We start from the raw sequence: 14,532 nt of genomic DNA, 5'->3' as shown, positions 1-14,532 counted from the left end.
AGCCCCTGTCTTTTTGCCTGTTTCTTATAACTGCTCATAGATGACGTCTTCATATAGAATAGCCATCTCTTTCATCAGCGACTTCGCCTCCAGCTCCTTTTCCGTTTCTTCAAAATCTGCAAATCGCAGCAGCCGGTCTTCCATTCCGTCAATTCTTTTCTCCATTTCATCAGTGGATTTCTCCCTCAGCATTTTGATGAATAATTTATGGGCTTCATATTTATTTATAAGTCGAAGAAGTTCGAGCGCCAGTATGTTCGCCGTTCCTTCCCACACGGTCAGCACCTGGGCATCGCGCAGCAGTCGTGGCGTGACAAAATCTTCGATGTATCCATTTCCCCCGTGCATTTCTATCGCTTCATGAGCAAACTCAATCGATTTCTCTGCCGTTTCTTTTTTCATGATAGCAATCAAAAGACGATTCAGAGCTTCCTCTTCAAAAGAAGCAGTTCCGTTCGTAACTTTTTCATAGAGCTGCACCATTTCAAAAACTGCTGCCGTTTCTTTTTCGAGTTTCATCCCAAGCTCCGAAAGAGTCTGCTGAATCATCGGAAAATCGGCCAGTCGGCGTCCGAAAGCATTTCTTCCTTTGGCGTACAGAAGGGCTTCCGTATAACTCCGCCTCATGATTCCGAGTGAAGCGACTGCGTTACAGATCCGCGATAGATTAAGAGCTTCCATCATGTAGTAGAAACCGCGGTCCGCTTCCCCGACGAGATAAGCTTTCGTTCCTGTGAATTCCACCTCGGCAGAAGGTACCGCACGAACTCCGAGTTTATCTTTCAGCCGGCGGATCCTTATGTTGTCTCCTTCCCAGGGGACGAGGAACAGGGAGAGCCCCCGCGAACCTTCCTTTGCGTCTTCCATACGGGCCAGAACCATTGCCACCCCGCACATACCTGCATTCGAAGCGAAATACTTTTCCCCGTACAAGTAGTAGTCTTCCCCGACAGACACGGCTTTGACCACGTTCGCCCCCACATCCGAACCACCCTGCCTCTCGGTCAGAAAAGTGGCTCCTTCATACAGCTCCGTATCTCCGGTAGCCAGGACGTGAGGAAGATACGTTTCTTTCAGTTTTTCATCACCAAAATGATCGAGCAGATATGCCGTAGCCATCGTCAGAGTGACCGGGCAATAAAAGCCTGGTTCAGCCTGGGAGAGAAGGTACCCTTGAGCAAAACTGTACGTGTAGGTCCCTTTTTCACCCAGCTCAGGGATATTCTTGTGTACGTAACCGACGATCCCCGTTTCATACGTTTCTTTTACCGTCTGTTTATACCCTTCGTTCACCCATACCCGGGAAACCTCTTCCCCGTACTTGTCGTACCGTTCGAGTCTCGGCCGTCCTTCTCTGTCCGTATGGACGGCACGTTCATCTATTGGTCCTGCCGCCCGTTGCCCGAATTCTCTCAGGTTCTTATCCGCATAGCTGAACATATCGGATGTCATATACTTTTTTAATATTTTCTGCAAAAACTCGTCTTCTTCATAAAAGTTATGCTGTTCGTATTTTTCTGTCAGTACTTTCATGATTCCCCTCCTTTGAGGGCCTGTTTGAGGATTTTACCCGAAGCATTTCTCGGCAGTTCTGTCACTTGTTCATATATTCTTGGTACTTTGTAAGAAGCTATCCGTTTCTCAAGGACGCTTCTCACTTTCTCTTCCTCCGCAGCTCCTGCATAAACGGCTTTCACCGTCTCTCCCCATTCCGGATGAGGGATACCGATAACGGCTGCTTCATTCACGCCTTCGATTTCAAGCATTACATTTTCTATCTCTTTCGGATAAATATTCACTCCCCCTGAGATGATCATGTCTTTTTTACGATCAATTACCCAGTAATACCCGTCCTCATCCTGCATCGCGAGATCTCCGGTCCGGAGCCATTCCCCTGCGAATACTTCTTCCGTCTCGTGAGTCTTACGATAATATTCACGCATATTTCCCTCACCCCGAAGCGCTATTTCTCCTACCTCTCCCTGACTGACGCTACCGCCCGTTTCATCAATGAGACGTATTTCTGTACCCCAGGGAGCGCGATGACCGATGCTCCCGGCTTTTTCTTTATGTTCTTCATCGAATAATAGTGTGCCACTCGGCCCCGCTTCCGTAAGACCGTAAACACAAGTAAGATTACCGGAAGGGAAAGCCTGCTTTATGGCGTGCACTTCTTTCGGTGATAAAGGTGCTCCGCCATAGACCCACCATTCCATCGAAGAAAGATCCCGTTCCCGAGGATCCGCCATCTGCATCGTCGTAAGATAAGCGACCGGGGCACCGAAGAAATGAGTGGCCCTTTCTCTTTCTATCGTATCCAGAAATAGATCAGGGGCGAACGTCGGGGTCAGCACCAGGGCAGAACCCGTCATTAGCCCCGCCATGAAGAACAAGTGCAGAGGTGCCGAGTGACTGAGAGGCATACTGAGAAGAATACGGCTTTCCGGTTTCACTTCCATTTCAATATTGATCATTGTAGCTACGTTCAGAATGCTCCGGTACGTAAAAAGAACTCCTTTCGGTTTCCCGGTGGTGCCCGACGTATATAAAATAGTCGAAAGATCATCTTCCTTCAGGTGACATTCAATAGGAGTGTCTTTCTGCTCCTCCAGCAATTCCCAAAATGAGTCCCACTCCCCCGTTTTTCCTCCGGTCTTCATTTTCAGCACCGGGCTTTCAATATTCCTTACCGACTCGATCACCATTTCATGAGCAATCAGCATTTTAGCTCCGCTGTCCTCAAGAATATAAAGCACTTCTTCGCCGGTCAGTTTTACATTTACGGGAACTACGATGGCTCCGATACGCTGTACAGCCAGGTAGGCTACTGCAAATTCAGGAGTGTTCGGTAAAAACAGGGCCACTTTATCTTCTGCATGGATCCCCTTTTGTCTTAAAGCACTGCCGAATTTATTAACTAATTTATCCAGCAGGGAATAAGTAATCCGATCCCCCTGAAAGGCAACTGCATCCTGTTTTGGATATTTACGGGCATTTCGGGCAAGCAGTTCAGATGTATTCATGATTCTTCCTCCTCCAATTTTTGTTTGAAGTTCACAAGTAAATCTTCCATTTCTTCCTTTAGCAGCTGGAATTCCCGAATGGAACGTTCAATCTCTTCTACCCGTTTTTCTCCGTATTCGATGGAACGCTCCAGTTGTTTTCGTCCTGAACGGTCTTCGTCAAACAGAAGCACCATCTCCCTGATCTGCTCCAGCGAAAATCCATATTTCTTCCCGCGGAGGATCAATTTCAGCTTGGCTGCGTCCTGACTGGAATATACGCGCTGGTTTCCGGAGGAGCGACCGGGTGTAAGCAATCCGAACTCTTCATAATAGCGCAGCGTCCGGGTGGAAACTCCGAATAATGCAGCCGTTTCCTGAATCGATTTCACCACAGCTTCCCTCCTTAGTAACTTCATTTTATCATTGACGTTAACGTTAACTACAATATCATTTTAAATTTTCTGATATTTATCAGTTTAAAATTCCCCGTTTTTTTCGTTATCCTGGATAAAGAAGTAATGGAGCTAAAATAAAAAGAAGACAAAGGACTTTCCCTTCGTCTTCTTTATGTTTCCTTAATTATTCTCGCAGGGTTCCCGCCGACCAGTGTATCAGCGGGTACATCCTTGACCACAACCGCCCCGGAGGCCACCACGGCTCGGTTACCGATACTTACACCAGGGTTGATGACCGCCCTCCCGCCAATCCAGACATCATTACCGATGGTTACCGGTTTACCGTATTCCTTCCCCGTGGCGCGTTCTCTTGCATCGAGCGGGTGAGTTGCTGTGTAAATATGTACACCCGGCGCCACCTGGCAGCGATCACCAAACTGTATTTTTGTGACATCCAGAAACACGCAGTCAAAATTCATGAAAAAGTCTTCACCTACGTGGATATTTTCTCCGTAATCACAGCGGAAATTCGGCTCTATGTGCAGTGATTTTCCGGAACCGAACAGATTATGGACAAGTTCACTACGTTTTTCCTGATTTATCTCTGCATTGATTCGATGTATTTTTTCCCGCGCCGACTTACGCAATTCCACAAGTTCTTCATCAGAAGGATCATAAGCGAGTCCTGCCAGCATTTTTTCTTTTTCAGTCATTTTTTACCTCCCGCCGCCGCTAATTGCCCAACAATTGAAGCACTCGAAGAATCAGTGACAGAATCGGTACTGCAATGAGTACTCCAATCAGAAGTGCTCTGACCGTATCCATTACCGCCTGAAAAGGGGTGACTTCATCTTTTTGTTCTTCCAGCAGACGGTTCTTTTCTTAAGTTCCTTCAAAATCTTGTCTTCTTTAACCATACCACGGTCTCCTTAGACTGTACCCGAAAGAGAAAACAGGGTCATCAGCAACAGGGACAGGACAGCCAAACCATCATAATAGTAGCTGTGGTCCCCGGGCTCCCGTCTTCTGGCTTCTATCACCTGGGAAAGAAAGTACGCTGCCAGCAGCAAAGGGACGACGAAAAACATCCCATCTGCTCCGCCCGTCAGGAACAGGAAGGTAAAACCCGCAATAAGCAGAATTACTTCCAGGGTGACAAAACGTTTGTCCCGCCCGACCCAGGTCATTCCTGTTCTGTTCGGTTCAATTCCCCATTTGCGCTTAAGTACCACTTCGCTGACCGTAATGTGAAAAATAACGACCAGCACGACACCTAGAACCGCTATCACTTATTCTTCCTCCTCGGGTAACTTTTTAATATGGACCCGGCGTATCATACGGCCTTCGATTTCCAGCACCTGAAATTGGAGACGTTCCCGTTCAATCACTTCTCCCAGTTCAGGGAAATCGTTGCATTCCCGCAGAATATACCCGGCCAGAACGTCCTCTTCTTCAGGTATATCCGTATCGAAAATACTGTTCAGACGACTTAGCGTTATTTTCCCGTCACAGATGATTTCATCTTCACCGAGGTGTTCAATGAGCGGATCGCTGTCGTCGTCCCATTCATCTTCAATTTCCATGCCGATCATCGCTTCTATCGCATCTTCATGTGTCAGAATACCTTCTGTACCACCGTACTCATCAAGAACGACAGCCAGGTGTTTTTTATTGATCATCATCTTCTTGAAAGCCGACTCCATCGACTGGAATTCGTATACGAGGAGGGGTTCTGCATCATAATAGGAAGAGAAGCGGTCTTCCGGATGCTCGTACCATGCGAATAAGAACTTGGAGTGGAACACAGCTACGATGTTGTCTATTTCTTCGTCGTACACAGGATAGCGTGTATAGGAATTGTTGACGACCACATCCCGTACTTCTTCGAAAGTCGCGTCTTTATCCAGAGCCACCAGATCCACACGCGGCGTCTTCATGACATCTTTTACGTTTAAATTGTAGAAATCAAGCACGCCCTTGATCCGGTATGATTCCTCTTCGTTAAACTGTCCCTCGGAGTCCGCTACGTCGACCATCGTACGAAGTTCCTCTTTGGATACCTGTACGTCCTGCGGCTGTCCTTTGGAGAGAAGTTTGTTCAAATTGTCCGTGAACCAGTTCAGCACAGTGGTCAGCGGTTTGAACAAAATGACGAAAAACCAGATCACCGGGTACACGATCATCGCGATACGGTCAGGAAACGTGGCGGCCACTGATTTCGGTATGACTTCCGCAAAAAGGATGATGACGACTGTCAGAATCGCAGAGGCCATTCCTACGCTGAATCCGTATTCGATCGCAAGTGTGGTTACCAGAGTCGGCAGCAGGATATTGGCTATATTGTTACCTATCAGTATAGTCGTAATAAATTCGCCCGGTCTGGAAACGAGACGAAGTAGTTTATCAGCCTTTTTGTTTCCTTTATCGACTTGAGACTGCAGGCGCATTTTGTTTGTCGCCGTCAGTGCTGTTTCACTGCCCGAGAAGAACAGGGAAACAAAAATCAGTACGATTATCGCTATTATCAAAACAGCTTCCTCCTTAAAAAACTCCATAAAAAATATAGCTGACCTGATGCCTCTGTTTCTTAAGGCTGCTTATGTTCACATCTGGCCGAAATTACATTTCTTTCACTATACCCTAAATGAAGAGCAGTGAAAAGAAAGAATATCTCCTCACTAATGGAATAATCTCCCTGCCCACATTCCTGCCCAGGCAAGAGCGATTCCGCCTGTATAGCTTATAAATTGATATAGAAGAAACTTCTTTCTTTCGTTCCTTTTATAAAAAGTGATTCCTTCCAGCTGCATAGTAGAGAAGGTGGTCAACGCTCCTGCCAGTCCAGTGCCCGCAAAAAGGAATGGATGTCCGGAAAACCCGGCGCCGATAAGTGCTCCTAAAAAAAAGCTTCCGAACCAGTTGACGGCCAGCGTGCCTGAAGGGAATGATGCGCTGTTCCATTTTTCACTGAAGAAAAAACGCAGCAGGGCGCCGACACTCCCTCCCAGACCGACGAGAATGATAGAGAGAATCGTCACACTCCTCCCTCCTTCCCCGGTCCCGCTTTACTGCCCGCGATAGCCGCCATGGTACCGCCTGCGAAACTAAGAGATATGTATAAAAAGGCGACAGCGTACAACTCTCTCTGCAACAGCGATACTGTTTCCGCGCTCAAAGTGGAAAAAGTGGTGAAAGACCCGAGCACACCGGTGCCGATCGCTTTTTTTAACTGGGCGGATATAGGTAGCGTATGAAACATCAGCCACGAAAGCAGGAAACTGCCCACTAAATTGATAAAGAGTGTCGCAAAAGGAAATATCGTGTCCGGCCTGAATAAAACTTCCCCTGTGATGTAACGGAGCACTGCTCCGACAAACCCTGCAACTGCTATAAATATATATATCATGTCATCTCTCCACCTGCATAGAATTACGTTTCCAGTCGATACTCTCCTCCGCTGTTTCTTCATCACCCATACTATCACAAATCATTCCTGCGTCCTTCAAAGCTTTCCGCTTGACTTTATGAAACATATATCTTGTAACTGTTTCCCCTATCCCTTACTATGGGAATAGCGAATTTTAGACAACGAGGAGCGTATTTATGAAAACATCTATTTACGGACTGACGTTCGAACAGCTGACGGACTGGCTCGTAGACCACGGCGAGAAAAAGTTCCGTTCGAAACAGGTGTGGGAATGGCTCTATCAGAAACGGGTCACGGACTTCGACGATATGAAAAACGTGAACCAGTCCTGCATAGACGTACTTAAGGAAAACTTCACCATCGAAACATTGTCCGAAGAAATCAAACAGGAATCCGAAGACGGAACTGTCAAATATCTGTTTAAACTTCATGACGGAAATATTATTGAAACGGTGCTGATGCGTTTTAACTACGGACTGTCCGTATGTGTAACGACGCAGGTCGGCTGCAATATCGGCTGCTCTTTCTGCGCCAGCGGTGTTCTCAGGAAAAACCGCGACCTTACAGGAGGAGAAATCACCGAACAGATTATGAAAGTCCAGCATGACCTCGACGGAAAACAAAAAGGCGAGCGCGTCAGTCATATCGTAGTGATGGGAATCGGGGAACCGTTCGATAACTACGACAACCTGATCGACTTCCTCAACGTCGTCAATGATAAAAAAGGTCTCTCCATCGGAGCCCGTCACATTACCGTTTCTACAAGCGGAATTGCTCCGAAAATGTATGAGTTTGCAGATGAAGGCATCCAGATCAACCTGGCCCTCTCCATCCATGCTCCGAACAACGAACTGAGAACCCAGATTATGAAGATTAACCGGGCCTATCCTTTAGAGAAACTGATGCCTGCCATCGATTACTATCTGGAAAAGACGAACCGGCGTATCACGTTCGAATACATTCTGTTAAAAGATGTCAATGACCACGTGAAAGAAGCGCATCAGCTGGCGGACCTGCTTATGGATAAGAAACATTTGTCTTACGTCAACCTTATCCCTTACAACCCTGTCGCCGACAACCCTTATGAGCGGAGTGACAAAGAAGCTATATTGAACTTCTACCAGACTCTGATGGACAGGGGAATCAAGTGCGGGGTCCGTACTGAACACGGTACCGATATCGATGCCGCCTGCGGCCAGCTCAGAAGTAAACAGATCGAAAAAGAAAAAGCCCGTAAAAAAGGAAAGAAAGAAAAAGCGGGAGTCTAAGCGGAAGAAATCGTCTCACTCTATACAGGGGAGGCGATTTTTTTATTAAAAAAATAAGCCGGCATACGATTCACGTATGCCGGTGCCTCCGTCAGAAGTATTTAGTATATTCCGGATCCTCCGCCTTACTGACCGCCCCATGCTCGCGATAAAATTCTTCCACAGTCTCTTCGTTATCATAGTGACTGTAGGAATCATTTTTGTTCTTCTTATCGAAAACAGCAGTAAGTGCAATCAGTCCTCCAAGCACCGACATTCCAATGGTAAACCACCACACGGACCCCACCTCCTTCTTACTAATATTGTTCCCTTTTATGAACGGAACTAACCCAAAAAATACAATTGTAACCGGTTTGACACAATTGTCATAAGGGTAAGGTAAAACACCGGCACTGAGCGTTAAACTTTTATATAAATTTGCAAAAATGTCAATTTTTATTTAGTATAAGTAACTGTTCTTACTCCGGGAAGTTTTTATACTAAATTACATAAGGAGCGGTTTTATGAAAAAGGTATCTTCGGTATTCTGGTATGGTATTATCGTATGTTTGATATTCGTGATCTGGGGCGTAATCGGTCCTGAAAATCTGAAAACGGTGACTGCTGAAACCACCTCATTCATCTCGACCAGGTTCGGTTGGTATTACCTGCTTATTGTTATGATAATGCTCGCCTTCTGTGTGTACCTCATTTTTTCACGTTTTTCCCACATAAAACTCGGAAAGCAGGATGAAAAACCGGAATTCGGGCTGGCCTCCTGGTTCGCCATGCTTTTCAGTGCCGGTATGGGGATGGGGCTTGTGTTCTGGACAACGGCCGAGCCGATATCCCACGCTTTCAATAACAGCCCGACCGCAGAACCCGGAAGTGAACAGGCAATCATGGATTCCCTCCGCTTTTCATTTTTCCACTGGGGGCTGCATGCCTGGGCGATTTATGCGCTCGTGGCCCTAGTGCTTGCCTATTTCAAGTTCCACAAAGATTATCCTGGATTAATCAGCGCCACTCTGACACCGATTTTCGGTGAGGACAGGATGAAAGGAACTCTTGGAAAAGTCATCGATACGCTGGCGATTGTTGCTACTGTCACAGGCGTGGCTGCAACTCTCGGTTTCGGTACGGCACAGATAAACCAGGGACTTGCTTTTCTGTTCGACGCTCCCGGTAATTACTGGGTGCAGCTGATCATACTTGTAGTCGCTACAGTACTTTTCATATTTTCTGCCTGGTCCGGCGTGAGTAAAGGTATTAAATACTTGAGTAATATCAATATGATCCTGGGTGTCGCCCTTATGATCCTCCTGTTGATTATAGGTCCGACCCTTTACATCATGAATATGTTCACCGCTTCCATCGGAGGCTACGTAGCCAACTTCTTCGACATGAGTTTCCGCATTGCCCCGATGAATGAAGAAAACAGAACGTGGATCGACAGCTGGACGATTTTCTACTGGGCATGGTGGATCTCCTGGTCCCCATTTGTAGGGATTTTCATTGCCCGGATTTCGCGCGGCCGTACCATTAAAGAATTCATGCTCGGAGTTCTGTTCGTTCCGTCCATCATCTGCTTCGTGTTCTTCACTGTTTTCGGTGTCTCTGCACTCGAAGTGGAACAGAGCGGCCTTGCGACTATTTCGGACTATCCGATGGAAACTGCTACGTTTGCGACGCTTGCCGAGTATCCGCTCGGATTCTTCATGTCGCTTATTACACTGGTCGTTATCGCCATCTTTTTCATTACGTCGGCAGACTCGGCTACCTTCGTTCTCGGCATGCTTTCATCCGAAGGCTCCCTTGAACCCGGCGGACGTGTGAAAATCGTATGGGGTCTCACACTTTCTGCCATGGCTGCGATTATCACCTACTTCGGAGGGACCCAGGGTCTGCAGAACGTTCTCATTATAGCTGCCTTCCCTTTTTCCATCGTTGTACTTATGATGGGATATTCCTTCTATAAAGCTGCCAGCCGGGAAGTTTCCCCAAAAAGAAAGAGAAAGAAAGAAAATAAAGCTGTCTGATAAGGAAAACATGCCTGATCTCCCGCCGCAAAAGCGAAGGTCAGGCATGTTTTATGACGACTGTGATACAATTTTACATAAAACTTGGAGAAAACAGGTGAATCTATGGATATCAGACATCTTACGTACTTTATTGAAGTCACCCGGTTCGAAAGCTTCACACGCGCTGCGGAGCATCTGTACGTGACTCAGCCCACCATCAGTAAAATGATCAAAAACCTTGAAATGGAACTGGGCGTCGAATTGTTTGACCGGTCCCGCAAACAGCTGGTACTTACTGATGCCGGACGGGCCATTTATGACAAAGCAAAAACGATAGTAAAAGCTTCCGAAAACCTGCAGACGGAACTCGATGACCTGATAGGTCTGCAGAAAGGGCATATAAGAATCGGCCTCCCTCCGATTCTTGATGCAGAATTATTCATCGGAATCCTCGGAGAGTTCCATCAGGTGCACCCGCACATCACTTTCGAGCTGATTGAAAATGGCACGAAAAAAATCGAAGAGGATATCCTAAATGAGCACCTCGATGCAGGTATAGCCGTCCTTCCCCCGGAGGAAGAGGAATTCGACACTTTCTCTTTTATCAAAGAAGAGTTGAAAGCGGTTCTTCCCGCTTCCCACCCTCTGGCCGGGAGGAAAAGAATAGACCTGGAGGAACTGAAGGATGACGATTTCATCACTTTCAACAGAGATTTCGCCCTGTATGAGCGTATCCACGAAGCATGCCTGTCAGCAGGGTTTGTTCCGAAAACGATTTCGGAGACGTCCCAATGGGATTTCATCGGTAAAATGATCACTTCGGGTCTCGGTATTTCCATATTGCCCTACAGTGTCGCTAATTTACTGAAGGAAGACCTCCGGCTCGTCAAGATACGCAATCCTTCCCTCGAGTGGAACGTCGGTCTAATATGGAGAAAGAACCACTATTTATCTTACGCTACCAGAGAGTGGCTCCGTTTCACTCAGGAAAGACTTATCGAGAACTCCTCCTGAAACACGGTACATCTGACGGACAGGACAGACATCGAATCGATTTCTCTCCTGTCCGTTTTTTTGTGCTCTAATTCATGGCTCGCATTCCTGACACGCATGGATGAAAACATTTTCATAGACATTATCTATGTAACAGATGATATATTTCTATTTCACTTTCCCCCGGAAACGGGCGTACACTTGGTTTATCAACGAATTGACCAAACAGGAAAGAAGGAATGAATCATATGGAAACGAAACATCCAAAAGAAAGTTTAATCGTAAATACCGATCAGGTGATGATCAATGACCTGAATAACTATAATACACTTTTCGGCGGGACTCTTATGAAAAAATTGGACAATAACGCAACACTCTCCGCCCGCAGATATGCCCGGGCTAAAGAATGTGTCACTGCCTCGACGGATTCCATCGACTTTCTTCACCCGATACATCAGACGGACTCTGTCTGTGTCGAATCATACGTTTCTTATACAGGTAACAAGTCGATGGAAATCTTCTGTAAAGTCATTGCGGAAGATATGATTACCGGAGAGCGTCGCATGGCGGCAACGGCATTCCTTACTTTCGTTGCCCTCGACGACAATAAAAAACCGATAACCGTGCCCCGTCTCGTTCCGGAAACCGAAGAAGAAAAGTTTCTTTATGAATCCGGGAAAGAAAGAGCGGAGCGCCGCCGTATAAGGAAACAGCACAGTAAGGAACTCACTGAAATCATCGGTCTCGAGAAACCATGGGAAAAAGGGGTGCACGTATAATGACACACATGGTGGCAGGATTGAACCAGTTATATAAAGTGAAAAGAGATGTTGACGACCTCCAGCGGGCCTATCCCGATCTTGGTGAACAGCTCGTACACGTAGTCAGCCTGACAAGACAACTGCAGTTGAAATACGGTTATATGGCATCTCTCATAAAGAATGAAGAACTGCCGAAATATGCGCCTAAATTTCTCCGCACTTCCGTACTGAGTCTGTATCAGGAGGAAGTGCAGAAACTGAAGGAGCATCCTGACATCGACGAACTGAAACAGCTGCTGAAAAAATACGAAAACATCAGTGATTCCACTGTCTTCCTAATGATTCTCGGTGCCAAACCCGAACTGCTGCAGGGTTCTGTCATTATGAATTGATCTCCACCTGAAAAGGCCGGTTCTCTCCTTGAGATCCGGCCTTTTCGACATTCATTTTGTTTTATTTTTGGCAGGGACGCCGAAATCGAATTTGATATTGTAATCCTCATCCAGCGTCAGTGCTGTACTGAACGTTTTCTTATTTTTGCTTTTGAACCCTTTCAGCACTTTCGTCTTTTTCTTTTCACACAACGTTTTTATCATGTTTTCCGTAAGCGTTTTTCCGGCAAGACGTTTCGGGAAAGTTACGTTGCATCCATCTTTATAACCGGAACAGGCATAAAACTTATAACGGTCCACGATTGCCCCGGTCTTACAGGACGGGCAGGTGACGATGGGTTCGTTCCATTTCTTCTTCCTTTCCCCGATATCTCTCAGCTGTACTTTTTCAAGGGAGGAAGGTGCTTCTTTCATCAGCTTTCTGATGAACTTCTCCGTATTATCTATGAAGGTCTGTTTCGAACCTTCCCCCTCACCGATTTTCCGTAAGTACGCTTCCCATTTTGCGGTCATGGACGGACTGGATAGAAGCGTCCCTTCGATGGCCTCACACAGCATAATTCCTTTATCAGTAATGGCCACGTTGTTTTTCGTAACGGAAATATAATTCTGTTTCTTAATCGTCTCGATAATACCCGACCTGGTCGCTTCTGTACCCAGTCCTTCCACTTCTTTCAATATTTCCACATCTCCCTCATCCTCCACTGTCTTTCCGGCAGTTTTCATCATCGTGATCAGCTGTCCTTCGGTATACGGTTTTGGCGGCTGAGTCATACTTTCTTTTATATGGACTTCGGCTTCCGGTTCTTCCCCTTCTTTCACCTCCGGCAGCATTTCTTCTTTTCTCTTCTGTTTCGGAAACAGCTCTTTCCAGCCTGCATCCACTTCCCTTTTGCCTGTGGAAAAGAACACGAGCCCATGAACATCTGTATGAATTTTCGTTTCTTCATATACATGATTTCTATGAAACATCCCGAGTGTCACTGCGAGCACTTCGTTGTAGATGTTCCTTTCTTCCCGGCTGAGTCCTTCCAGTTTCTTCGCCGTAGGGGTCGTTCTGGTGGGGATGATTGCGTAGTGTTCTTCTACTTTCGCCCCGTTCACGTACCGTTTATCGGGCTTTAATGTAGCCGGTGTGAAGCTGGTTCCGAGTACCTGCTGATAATCATCCACCTTCTTCACTAAGTAATTGAACTCGCCCATTGTGATGAAATTACAGTCCGTTCTCGGGTAGGACAACAGTTTTTTCTCGTAAAGCTGCTGGGCGATTTTCAGTACTTTGGCAGGAGGGTATTTCCACATACGGTTCGCTACGCTTTGAAGGGTGGATAAAGAATGAAGTTTAGGCGACCTGATACGCTTTTCCTTCTTCTCCACTTTCCGCACTGTACCTCTGTACGTATCTTCTTTAAGATTGTGCTCCTTCATGAGCGCCTGCACTTTCGCTTTGTCTTTTTCTTTTATTTTGGCAAGGCCTTTGTACGACCCTTTTTCCGCCTGGAACAATCCTTCTATCTGGTAGAAAGGTTCGGGGACGAATTGTTCGATTTCTTTATGCCGCTGGTAAATGAGGTAGACGGTCGGAGACTGGACCCGGCCGATGGATAAATGGCTGCCGAACCCTTTCTTCTGAAGATGCAGCGTAAATAGCCGGCTTGCGTTCATTCCGACGAGCCAGTCACTGATTTGTCTCGCTTTCGCTTCTTCAAACATACGTCTGTCTTTCTCATTATTCTGCAACTGACGGAACCCTTCCCTCACTTCGTCTTTCTCGAGGGAGTTGATCCACAGACGTTTCACAGGCTTTTTCACACCTGTCAGTTTGTAGATACTGTAAAAGATATTCGATCCTTCCCGGTCCACATCGGCAGCGTTCACAATGACATCCGCCTGCTTAAACAGCCGTTTCACCGCCTGGAACTGTTCCCACTTTCCTTTCGCCACTTTCTCCTGGAATATTTCCGGTACTATCGGAAGCTCCTCAAGCTTCCATTTCTTCCATTCTTTCCTGTAATCCTGCGGTTCTTTCAGTTCCACAAGATGGCCCACTCCCCACGTAATGGTCGCACCCTCCGGAAAAATGGGATCCGGTTTAAGCTGGATATGTGTTTTCGTTTTAGTTTGAACAGAAAAAGCTTCCGCGTACGCTTTCGCCTGGGAAGGTTTTTCCGCTAAAATGACGACTTTGGTCATCGGCCGGTCACGTCCTTTCTTTTTTAAAGATATCTTCTTTCCGTTAAAAAATCAAGAACGTACGTTTGCAGGAATATTGGTTGGACGGGCCGAAATAA

General features: G+C 46.5%; 16 protein-coding genes. 5 read left to right on the top strand and 11 right to left on the bottom strand.

Annotation, left to right across the window (positions count from 1 at the left end; genetic code table 11):
* Window positions 1-24 precede the first annotated feature (24 nt).
* From CKW00_RS02905 to CKW00_RS13875, 9 genes are all read right to left on the bottom strand, one after another.
* Window positions 25-1,533 (bottom strand): acyl-CoA dehydrogenase family protein, encoded by a 1,509-nt coding sequence (locus CKW00_RS02905; RefSeq protein WP_095821296.1) that lies wholly within the window; start codon window positions 1,531-1,533, stop codon window positions 25-27.
* Window positions 1,530-3,023 carry a class I adenylate-forming enzyme family protein gene (locus tag CKW00_RS02900; RefSeq protein ID WP_095821295.1) on the bottom strand — a complete coding sequence of 498 codons (1,494 nt, stop codon included), beginning with the start codon at window positions 3,021-3,023 and terminating at the stop codon, window positions 1,530-1,532. Before CKW00_RS02900 ends, CKW00_RS02905 begins: the two co-directional genes overlap by 4 nt.
* Window positions 3,020-3,397 (bottom strand): MerR family transcriptional regulator, encoded by a 378-nt coding sequence (locus CKW00_RS02895; protein WP_332889029.1) that lies wholly within the window; start codon window positions 3,395-3,397, stop codon window positions 3,020-3,022. The genes CKW00_RS02900 and CKW00_RS02895 overlap by 4 nt, the downstream gene beginning before the upstream one ends.
* Window positions 3,398-3,570: 173 nt before the next feature.
* The gene (locus tag CKW00_RS02890) at window positions 3,571-4,113 is read right to left on the bottom strand and encodes a maltose acetyltransferase domain-containing protein (RefSeq protein ID WP_095821293.1); all 543 of its coding nucleotides are present in this window, start codon (window positions 4,111-4,113) and stop codon (window positions 3,571-3,573) included.
* Between the two features lie 216 nt (window positions 4,114-4,329).
* Window positions 4,330-4,689, bottom strand: coding sequence for a hypothetical protein (locus CKW00_RS02885; RefSeq protein WP_095821292.1), 360 nt, complete (start codon window positions 4,687-4,689; stop codon window positions 4,330-4,332).
* Window positions 4,690-5,928 carry a hemolysin family protein gene (locus CKW00_RS02880; protein ID WP_095821291.1) on the bottom strand — a complete coding sequence of 413 codons (1,239 nt, stop codon included), beginning with the start codon at window positions 5,926-5,928 and terminating at the stop codon, window positions 4,690-4,692.
* Window positions 5,929-6,078: 150 nt separating this feature from the next.
* Window positions 6,079-6,438: a fluoride efflux transporter FluC gene (locus tag CKW00_RS02875; RefSeq protein WP_233129693.1), complete on the bottom strand. Its 360-nt coding sequence runs from the start codon at window positions 6,436-6,438 to the stop codon at window positions 6,079-6,081.
* On the bottom strand, window positions 6,435-6,806 hold the full coding sequence (locus CKW00_RS02870; protein WP_095821290.1) for a fluoride efflux transporter FluC: 372 nt from the start codon (window positions 6,804-6,806) through the stop codon (window positions 6,435-6,437). Before CKW00_RS02870 ends, CKW00_RS02875 begins: the two co-directional genes overlap by 4 nt.
* Before the next feature lies 1 nt (window position 6,807).
* Window positions 6,808-6,933: a hypothetical protein gene (locus tag CKW00_RS13875; RefSeq protein WP_257997860.1), complete on the bottom strand. Its 126-nt coding sequence runs from the start codon at window positions 6,931-6,933 to the stop codon at window positions 6,808-6,810.
* Window positions 6,934-7,003: 70 nt separating this feature from the next.
* Here CKW00_RS13875 and rlmN point away from each other — a divergent pair, with 70 nt between their 5' ends.
* Window positions 7,004-8,095, top strand: a complete 1,092-nt coding sequence (rlmN, locus tag CKW00_RS02865; RefSeq protein ID WP_008592289.1) for a 23S rRNA (adenine(2503)-C(2))-methyltransferase RlmN — start codon at window positions 7,004-7,006, stop codon at window positions 8,093-8,095.
* A gap of 91 nt (window positions 8,096-8,186) precedes the next feature.
* Here the strand turns inward: rlmN and CKW00_RS02860 are convergent, their stop codons facing one another.
* Window positions 8,187-8,372 (bottom strand): hypothetical protein, encoded by a 186-nt coding sequence (locus tag CKW00_RS02860; RefSeq protein WP_095821289.1) that lies wholly within the window; start codon window positions 8,370-8,372, stop codon window positions 8,187-8,189.
* A 226-nt stretch (window positions 8,373-8,598) separates the two neighbouring features.
* Here CKW00_RS02860 and CKW00_RS02855 point away from each other — a divergent pair, with 226 nt between their 5' ends.
* The 4 genes from CKW00_RS02855 to CKW00_RS02840 all read left to right on the top strand — a co-directional run bounded on the left by CKW00_RS02855 (window position 8,599) and on the right by CKW00_RS02840 (window position 12,241).
* Entirely contained in the window at window positions 8,599-10,113 is a 1,515-nt protein-coding gene (locus tag CKW00_RS02855) for a BCCT family transporter (protein ID WP_095821288.1), read from the top strand.
* Between the two features lie 105 nt (window positions 10,114-10,218).
* Window positions 10,219-11,109, top strand: a complete 891-nt coding sequence (locus tag CKW00_RS02850; protein WP_095821287.1) for a LysR family transcriptional regulator — start codon at window positions 10,219-10,221, stop codon at window positions 11,107-11,109.
* Window positions 11,110-11,336: 227 nt separating this feature from the next.
* Entirely contained in the window at window positions 11,337-11,867 is a 531-nt protein-coding gene (locus tag CKW00_RS02845; protein ID WP_095821357.1) for an acyl-CoA thioesterase, read from the top strand.
* A complete protein-coding gene (locus tag CKW00_RS02840; RefSeq protein WP_095821286.1) occupies window positions 11,867-12,241 on the top strand; it encodes a hypothetical protein in 375 nt (124 codons plus the stop codon). The genes CKW00_RS02845 and CKW00_RS02840 overlap by 1 nt, the downstream gene beginning before the upstream one ends.
* Before the next feature lie 51 nt (window positions 12,242-12,292).
* Here the strand turns inward: CKW00_RS02840 and CKW00_RS02835 are convergent, their stop codons facing one another.
* On the bottom strand, window positions 12,293-14,434 hold the full coding sequence (locus CKW00_RS02835) for a type IA DNA topoisomerase (RefSeq protein ID WP_095821285.1): 2,142 nt from the start codon (window positions 14,432-14,434) through the stop codon (window positions 12,293-12,295).
* Window positions 14,435-14,532: the final 98 nt, after the last annotated feature.

It is taken from the genome of Salimicrobium humidisoli (assembly GCF_002295105.1).
Taxonomy (GTDB): domain Bacteria; phylum Bacillota; class Bacilli; order Bacillales; family Halobacillaceae; genus Salimicrobium; species Salimicrobium humidisoli.
The sequence above is the reverse complement of the archived record's forward strand: the minus strand, read 5'-3'. Positions and strand labels throughout refer to the sequence as shown.

What these genes read in the sequence shown, in the direction of transcription:
- CKW00_RS02905 (WP_095821296.1), bottom strand. Translation starts at nt 1,533, where the DNA reads ATGAAAGTACTGACAGAAAAATACGAACAGCATAACTTTTATGAAGAA.
- CKW00_RS02900 (WP_095821295.1), bottom strand. Translation starts at nt 3,023, where the DNA reads ATGAATACATCTGAACTGCTTGCCCGAAATGCCCGTAAATATCCAAAA.
- CKW00_RS02890 (WP_095821293.1), bottom strand. Translation starts at nt 4,113, where the DNA reads ATGACTGAAAAAGAAAAAATGCTGGCAGGACTCGCTTATGATCCTTCT.
- CKW00_RS02870 (WP_095821290.1), bottom strand. Translation starts at nt 6,806, where the DNA reads ATGATATATATATTTATAGCAGTTGCAGGGTTTGTCGGAGCAGTGCTC.
- CKW00_RS13875 (WP_257997860.1), bottom strand. Translation starts at nt 6,933, where the DNA reads ATGTTTCATAAAGTCAAGCGGAAAGCTTTGAAGGACGCAGGAATGATT.
- rlmN (WP_008592289.1), top strand. Translation starts at nt 7,004, where the DNA reads ATGAAAACATCTATTTACGGACTGACGTTCGAACAGCTGACGGACTGG.
- CKW00_RS02855 (WP_095821288.1), top strand. Translation starts at nt 8,599, where the DNA reads ATGAAAAAGGTATCTTCGGTATTCTGGTATGGTATTATCGTATGTTTG.
- CKW00_RS02850 (WP_095821287.1), top strand. Translation starts at nt 10,219, where the DNA reads ATGGATATCAGACATCTTACGTACTTTATTGAAGTCACCCGGTTCGAA.
- CKW00_RS02845 (WP_095821357.1), top strand. Translation starts at nt 11,337, where the DNA reads ATGGAAACGAAACATCCAAAAGAAAGTTTAATCGTAAATACCGATCAG.
- CKW00_RS02840 (WP_095821286.1), top strand. Translation starts at nt 11,867, where the DNA reads ATGACACACATGGTGGCAGGATTGAACCAGTTATATAAAGTGAAAAGA.
- CKW00_RS02835 (WP_095821285.1), bottom strand. Translation starts at nt 14,434, where the DNA reads ATGACCAAAGTCGTCATTTTAGCGGAAAAACCTTCCCAGGCGAAAGCG.